Below are 5321 nucleotides of genomic sequence, written 5' to 3'. Positions count from 1 at the left end.
CTGCCCCATTTTCTCCACCAGTTCTTTGACAATGGCTGGAGTCTTTTCCCAATCTAAGTCGGAAATTTCGATTCCGTAGGCGAGGCAGTTTTCATTCATGCCTCTTAATCTACCATTTACGTGTACTTATTTTTTACAGTAGCAGGATAACTCCTGTGAACGTTTACGATTTGTACCTGCTTTTAATACTTTGAAAAACTAGAGCAATGCTTTATGCCAAGAGTTGTCTAAATAGCTACCTAGTCTAACAAGTAAAAATGACAATCTATATTTCTTAAGGAGAAGTTAAAAATGAATAACAAATGGTATTCCAAGATTGTAGTTGCAACTGCCAGTCTCGTCATTCCTTTAATTCAATTACTAGCTGTCTCACTTGTCAGCACAACTCCAGCTGCTGCCTCTGATCGTCGTACAATTTGCAAGCAGATAAAACAGGTAGTCTCGCTTATAGAAGGACAGCCACCTAATTATGAAGTAGTCGGAGAACTTTGTTACAAACCTAATCACAAAAACGTTGTTCACCTACTTATTTCTGGAGCTACGTATGGATCTGTTTATTGGGATTTTCCTTTGCATCCGCAGCGATATTCTTACGTTCGAGCATTAACAAATGTAGGTTATGCAACATTAAACCTAGAGCGAATTGGAATTGGTAAAAGTGACCGCCCAATAGGGAGTGAAGTCACAATGCAGGCAAACGCATTTGTAGTTCACCAAATTGTTCAAGCCCTTCGAGATGGTCGTTTAGGGGAATTTTCTAAGATTATTCTTGTTGGTCACTCACTTGGGTCGGGAGTTGCAATACTAGCGGCTCAGTATAATGATGTGGATGGACTGATCCTTACAAGTTTTCTCCATGCCCAAGGCCCAGGATATGGCGATGTTGGCACATCTCTTTATCCGGCACAACAAGATCCTCGCTTTCAGGAACAGAACTTACCATACGGCTATCTCACCACCTTTCCTGGTAAGCGAACTATTTTTTATTCGATTCCTAATACAGATCCCGATGTCATTGCATTGGATGAGTCAACGAAAGAGACTTTTACAATAGGTGAAGGAAATACATTTGCACCAATTGTCACTTCACCTAATAATGTGCAAAGCATTCGCGTGCCGGTTCTTATTGTTATAGGACAGTTTGATAATATTTTTTGTACTCCATCTCAATGTTTAGAAGCGCCAGTTGAGCCGACATACTATAAATCTAGTCCTAGCGTTGAAGTGAAGGTTATTAAAAATGCAGGTCATAATCTTAACCTACACCGCAATGCTCCAGCTTTCTTTGCAACTGCTATTGCATGGTCGAATCGTGTATTTTACTCACAATGCCAGCCTTGGAAAGACCTCATACCGATGAATGCTTGGGAGTTGGGGTTAGCTCCTGATATCGTGTCAGATAACTCTTTACTCTGGCAACAGTCAATCAACAAACTAATGACACCTCATAGTTGCCCAAGGTAGAGGAGGAGTTTTAATCCTGAGTCAGGGTGTTGGCAATACTTTGGTCTGAGAAAAAGTTAAAAGGCAAGGGAAAAGGAGAATAGAGTGAATAGCACACTTGATAAGCGTAATTTATTGATATTTTTACAGCGATCGCTTAGATGTAGCGAAGAGTAATATTAATTTTTCAAACCTGCACTTCTCGATATTTTCAACTTTGATTAATGTTAGTGGTTGTTATCAAGGAAGTTATTGAATGATTCATCACCTTTCTATTTCTGCTGAAAACCCTCAGCACGTTGCCCAAGTTCTCGCTGAAATCTTGCAAGGGCAAGCGACACCCCATCCCTTTAGCCCAGACGACCATATCGTTTTTCCCCTTTTGATGAATATGGTACAGAAATTGAAGTTTATCCTTTGGTAACTGAAATAACACCTGGTGACAGCCAGTAGAAACGAGCATATATACAAAATCCAACTGCTTCTAAGTTTACAGGTACCCATGTGATGATCTCTGTACCTACCAGCGTCGAACAAATTGAGCAAATTGCCCAACGTGAAGATTGGCTGCTGGAATACGCTAGCTTCGGCTTTGATTTCATCTTGTTCTGGGTAGAAAACAGATTGTTGATAGAGTTACTGACCCCAGAAATGACCGCTCAATACTTAGCGTTTATGCAACGAGAAAATTTGAGAAAATATTTTGTTTTACCTGACAGCTACGATTCACCTAAAGGTTGATAAATACTGCATCTTGATTCGATAGCTAACAAACATAACGAACACTATTTTCAGACGAGTTTTGGAAACACTATACCCGGATTTCTTACAAGTGAGAAATCCGGGGTTTTAGTTCATACGCTTAGTGCTACTAAGTTTCAAAAATTGCTTTCCGATTTTGGAAAACAATTTTCCTACCTTGACGATGTGTACTTAATTCAATTCATATATTCTCATAGTGTAGAGAGAAATCAGTACCATCAAATTTACATTTGATGAACACATACATATTTTTTAAAGAAGAAAAGATAATGAAGAATTTTGTCGTTTCTACGACTATGGGAATCGCCATCATAGCGGCAATCTTTCCTAAAACAGCCCAAGCCCATGTTGGGTGGAAGCACACTTACTACTGTGGGAATTACTCTGTAACTTTAAATGAGTACGCCTTAAATGAATATTCTTACAGTGCTAGTAGTATTAATGGCAACTTAGTTCTTAGGAATGGCAGTTCACGTAATAGTGGAAGCTCTTGGATTTATAGTTTCAGCAACAGCAATACAACGTATGAAATAGAAGATTCCTGGAGTCGTAAAACTGCTTACCTTAGTGTTATTCAAGATGGGCAGCTTGTTTGGAAGCAGAATTGCTCAAAATCAAGATAAGTTTTAAATGACGCGCAAGGTAATGATTTATAAACAATCACGCTCATAAATTCACTTTCCAAAATTGGAAAAATACTTTCCAGCCTTGACGATGTAAATCTGCTCAAATCTATTTACTCTAAAAGTATGCAATTAAAGGAAACATCTAATACCTGGATGTAGCTGCAATTTAACTCACTATCTTAACTGCTGAGTTGATTACTGCCTGAAGAATATTTTGCATACAAGCTCAAATTTTATCAACAAAACCCTACTCAATAGAAGTAAATTTATGACTTGTCAAATCGGTAGTTCATACAAAATAAAATCAGGTGATACGCTTTTTATCATTGCCGAACGGGAGTTAGGTGATGGCGATCGCTGGCGTGAGATCTTGAATCCTAACGGCATTCCCTTCACAGAAAAGGAAGCTGAGAATTTGCAAACGGGTCAGGAAATCTGCATTCCTAATGGCTCTGTGCCACCGACGGGTGAGTGGCAATCAAAGCGCGTCTTTTTTGGCAGTAATGGTAAACTAACTTACATCTCGGATAAAGAGCAAAACCGGATTCCCGACTATAGCTATGCAGGTTATCTTTATGGTGAAGTTGAATTGCCCAACGTTCCAGAAGTGTCAAGCATCTCACCAATTTCGGGTGATAATACTGCACACATTCAAAAAGCACTGGATGCTGTGGCGACACGCCAACCTGATGCTAATGGATTTCGTGGTGCTTTGGTACTAAAGCCGGGAGTTTACGAACTTCGCAGTACAATTCAAATTAAAGCAAGTGGGGTTGTATTGCGTGGTTCTGGTGATGGGAGCGATCGCACTCAAGACACAATTCTAGCTGCCAAAGTGGTTAGTCGCCCTATTGTCGAAGGGAAACAAGACAGACCAGCAGATAAATCAGTTGTAATTCTGGGTACTAATAATCCAGCGCCTTGGAAATCAGGAGACGAAACCAAGATTACAGATGATTTCGTTCAAGTTGGCTCACTGGGCTTCAATGTCGAGAATGCTTCACTATTTAAGACTGGCGATGCCATCATCATTAAGCATCCCTCTACGCAGAAGTGGATTGATGCGCTTGACGGTGGTGGAGTGGGCGAGGTTGATGACCCTAAGAAGAACCCTTGGAAACCAGGCAAAATAGACATTGTGTATTATCGACGGGTTAATCGCGTGGAAGGAAACACGATCGTCCTTGACGCACCGATTTACAATCATCTCGATCGCAAGTTGTCACAATCTACCGTCTGCAAGATTAACAGCAGTGAAGTCTTGACAAATGTGGGGCTTGAGAATCTACGCATCGAAATTGATAAAGGCGGCGAAGACGAGAAATCCCTGTGGAGTGCAGTTAGCGTTATCGGTGCAGAAGATGCCTGGGTGCGTAATCTCACCGCCCTGCACTTTGGATTCTCAGGTGTGTACACAGAAGGAGCATTGAGGGTTACGGTGACAGATGTCAAGGCGTTCGACCCAATTGCCATTCGCACAGGCGGACGTATGTACAATTTCAACACCGAAAAGCACAGTCAACTCATCTTATTCCAGAACTGTGAGGCAACAAACGGCCGCCATAACTTTATTTCTAACGGTACAAGTAGCGCTTCTGGAATTGTCTTCCACAAATGCAAGTCGAAAGGCTTAGGCTCTAAATCCGCAGATAACTCCGACAGTGAAGGACATCGACTCTGGACTCAAGCCATGCTCTTCGATAGCATCGACGAGAACAGCCCTGATACTGGAAGCATCGCTTTGATTAATCGCGGCAATTTCGGCAGTGGTCACGGTTGGTCGGCAGCACACTCCACTATTTGGAACTACAACGGCACAATAATTGTCCAAAAACCACCAACGGCGCAGAATTACGCGGTGTCTTCAACAGGTAAGGTGCAGAAAAAGTTCAAATTCTCAGGTGCGATTGGAAACGTGGAAGGCGAAGACGAAAAGGGCAAGCTTTCTCCAGCGTCTCTCTACGAAGCGCAACTTAAAGAAAGGCTCCAGCACTAGCGAAGGCTTTATCTGCAAGGCTCAATTCGTAATTCGTAATTCGTAATTTGTAATTATTTTTTGGGTGTTGCATATTTGCGGGATGATTTGGCAAGTTCTAAAATTCTCCCCCTGCTTCCTCTGCCTCCCCTGCTTGCCCCAATTCATTCCACTGTTCTGCAACGCCACTTTTTGGCATGGGTTTAGACATTTACAATAGGTGGTTTATTTACGCCATGCTGTAACGCCGATAAAGTTTGCAACTAGTTAGTTGTACCAAAAATATCCACAAAAATAGAACTAAGTTGAGGTAATTTATGTCTTGTAAAATGTAACCGTTCACAGGATAAGAAACGCTACAGTCAAAAATGGGTTACTGAGATGGTAGATTAAGAGGCATGGATGAAAACTGCCTCGCCTACGGAATTGAAATTTCCGACTCAGATTGGGAAAAGACTCCAGCCAGCATCAAACAACTGGTGGAGAAAATGGGGCAGCATATAAAGCAATCAGAA

General features: G+C 41.4%; 5 protein-coding genes. All 5 read left to right on the top strand.

Going from position 1 to position 5321, the window contains the following annotated elements; genetic code table 11:
• Positions 1-291: 291 nt before the first annotated feature.
• Positions 292-1464: an alpha/beta hydrolase gene (locus H6G97_RS44685; RefSeq protein WP_190946896.1), complete on the top strand. Its 1173-nt coding sequence runs from the start codon at positions 292-294 to the stop codon at positions 1462-1464.
• Positions 1465-1699: 235 nt separating this feature from the next.
• Positions 1700-1867 carry a hypothetical protein gene (locus tag H6G97_RS55700; protein ID WP_338421982.1) on the top strand — a complete coding sequence of 56 codons (168 nt, stop codon included), beginning with the start codon at positions 1700-1702 and terminating at the stop codon, positions 1865-1867.
• 83 nt (positions 1868-1950) lie between these two features.
• A complete protein-coding gene (locus H6G97_RS55695) occupies positions 1951-2184 on the top strand; it encodes a hypothetical protein (RefSeq protein ID WP_338421981.1) in 234 nt (77 codons plus the stop codon).
• A 290-nt stretch (positions 2185-2474) separates the two neighbouring features.
• A complete protein-coding gene (locus tag H6G97_RS44675) occupies positions 2475-2828 on the top strand; it encodes a hypothetical protein (protein WP_190946895.1) in 354 nt (117 codons plus the stop codon).
• Between the two features lie 271 nt (positions 2829-3099).
• On the top strand, positions 3100-4827 hold the full coding sequence (locus tag H6G97_RS44670; protein WP_190946894.1) for a LysM peptidoglycan-binding domain-containing protein: 1728 nt from the start codon (positions 3100-3102) through the stop codon (positions 4825-4827).
• Positions 4828-5321: the final 494 nt, after the last annotated feature.

Origin of the sequence: Nostoc flagelliforme FACHB-838 (genome assembly GCF_014698065.1) — a bacterium.
Lineage (GTDB): Bacteria > Cyanobacteriota > Cyanobacteriia > Cyanobacteriales > Nostocaceae > Nostoc > Nostoc flagelliforme_B.
This window is presented reverse-complemented; position numbering and strand designations above follow the sequence as displayed.